General features: G+C 59.1%; 3 protein-coding genes. All 3 read right to left on the bottom strand.

Features of this window, described 5'->3' with window-relative positions; translation table 11 throughout:
* On the bottom strand, window positions 1–479 hold a 479-nt coding region (locus IGS51_RS09810; RefSeq protein ID WP_297078234.1), incomplete at its 3' end, for a DUF4336 domain-containing protein.
* Between the two features lie 161 nt (window positions 480–640).
* Window positions 641–1,498, bottom strand: a complete 858-nt coding sequence (locus tag IGS51_RS09805; protein ID WP_297078233.1) for a dienelactone hydrolase family protein — start codon at window positions 1,496–1,498, stop codon at window positions 641–643.
* A 328-nt stretch (window positions 1,499–1,826) separates the two neighbouring features.
* The coding region (locus IGS51_RS09800; RefSeq protein WP_297078232.1) for a response regulator transcription factor at window positions 1,827–2,030 on the bottom strand (204 nt) is incomplete at its 5' end.

The raw sequence follows: 2,030 nt of genomic DNA, 5'->3' as shown, positions 1-2,030 counted from the left end.
GGCTGTTCGGGCAAGGGCTGCGTCCGTCCCAGCGGCAGGCCCAGCCAGCTCAGCGGCAAGTTGAGCGGAAAACTCCACTGATGCGGCGCAACAAAGACCTGGGCAGTGCGGAACTGCCGCGCAAACGGCCCCACAAACACCTTATGCTCAAGCCCCGACACCGTTGGCAAAATGATGTACTGCACGGCACCATGCTGGACTTCTAGCTCCCGCAGCAGGCGCACGCATTCTCCCGTAGGGGCGATCGGCGCGTAGACCAGCAGCCCGCCCGCTGCCAGCCGCACCACCGTCATCCGAATCGGCACCACCACGTAGAAAATGCCCTGGACTTGGTCAAATGTCCAGACTGTGTCTTTCACAATCTCGGTTCGCAGGGTGCGCCGATTGCCGTAGGGATAGAGCGGCACGAGGGGCCAGAAGGGCCAGCGCCAGTCTGACGAATTTTCAGACGAACCTTCAAAAAATACGCGCTGCGGCAGGCCTGAGGCCGGTGCTGGCTGCCCGCCGCCGCGTCCATTCAGAGTGGAATCATCCACAGTTGTTAATCCAGCAATCAAAAAGACAGGGATAAGACGGAAACCTCCATCCTATCCCTATCTAATCGCCAAACCAATCGCTTTAGCAATTCTGAGCCGCGTTTCTAGATGACTCCATGCTGCCTGAACCAGCCCTGCATCCGCTGCCAGCCATCGGCCGCTGCTTCGGGGCGATAGGTGGGGCGATAGTCGGCATGGAAGCCGTGGGGCGCTTCGGGATAAACAATAATTTCGCTGGGCGCGTTGGCGGCCTTGAGGGCAGACTTCATTTGTTCCACGCTGTCCAGCGGAATGCCGTCGTCCTTTTCGCCATACAGGCCCAATACAGGAGCCTTGATGTCTGCTGCCACATCCACCGGGAATTGCGGCTGTAGCTCGGTCGGCGTGCCCACCAGACGACCATACCAGGCAACGCCCGCCTTGAGTTGGGGATTGTGAGCGGCATAGAGCCAGGTGATGCGCCCGCCCCAGCAAAAGCCCGTGATGCCCAGTCGGGTTGGATCGCCGCCAGCAGTGGCTGTCCAGGCTGCGGTCGCATCCAGGTCAGACATTACCTGAGCATCAGGCACCTGGGCCACGATGGGCCGGATCGCGTCGATATTGGGAAGCTGCGTCACGTCGCCCTGGCGCTCGAACAGACTGGGGGCGATCGCCAAATAGCCCAGTTGCGCCAGCCGACGGCATACGTCCTGAATGTAGGCATGGATGCCAAAAATCTCCTGCACCACCAGCACAACAGGAAAGCCCGTGCCCGTGCTGGGCATGGCTCGATAGGCGGGAATGTTGCGATCGCCCACGGGAATCGAAACGAACCCCGCTGTCAGGCCCGCGTCGCTGGTGGTAATAGTTTCAGCCGAGATGGGACGCACAGCCACCGCAAAGCCTGCCGCCAAAGTGCCCAGCAGCAGGTCGCGACGACGAATGCCCAGCGGCAGACGAGAGTTGGAGGCATTAGGGGACATAGGCTTGAATTAAGTTTTGTAAACTGCGTCTGGGTGGATTGTACCGCCTTGGGGGCGATCGCCCGAATCCCTCTCCAGATAGACAAAACTCGCCCCCTGGAAACCTGGCATAAGCATTGCTTTAAGACTTTCTAGGTCGTTGATTGCCTTGAGTCGATCCCCCTAAATCCACCTTAACAAAGGGGGACTTTAGACTTTCTAGGTCGTTGATTGCCTTGAGTCGATCCCCCTAAATTCCCCTTAAAAAGGGGGACTTCCGGAGTGGCTCGGCTCGGTCCCCCCCTTGTTAAGGGGGGCTAGGGGGGATCAAAGGGTCTCAAAGCAAGCCCTAGCTAATTAGCCCAGAGCGCAGCGCCAGCACCGCCGCCTGAGTGCGGTCATCGGCACAGAGCTTATTGAGAATATTGCGGACGTGGGTTTTGACCGTGCCCACCGTAATGAACAACTGCTCGGCGATCGCCGCGTTGCTGTAGCCCGCCACAATGAGCTCCAGAATTTCCAGTTCCCGCTCGGTGAGTGGAGAATTTTCCAA

This window comes from Thermoleptolyngbya sp. M55_K2018_002, assembly GCF_015295965.1.
Classification (GTDB): domain Bacteria; phylum Cyanobacteriota; class Cyanobacteriia; order Elainellales; family Elainellaceae; genus Thermoleptolyngbya; species Thermoleptolyngbya sichuanensis.
This window is presented reverse-complemented; position numbering and strand designations above follow the sequence as displayed.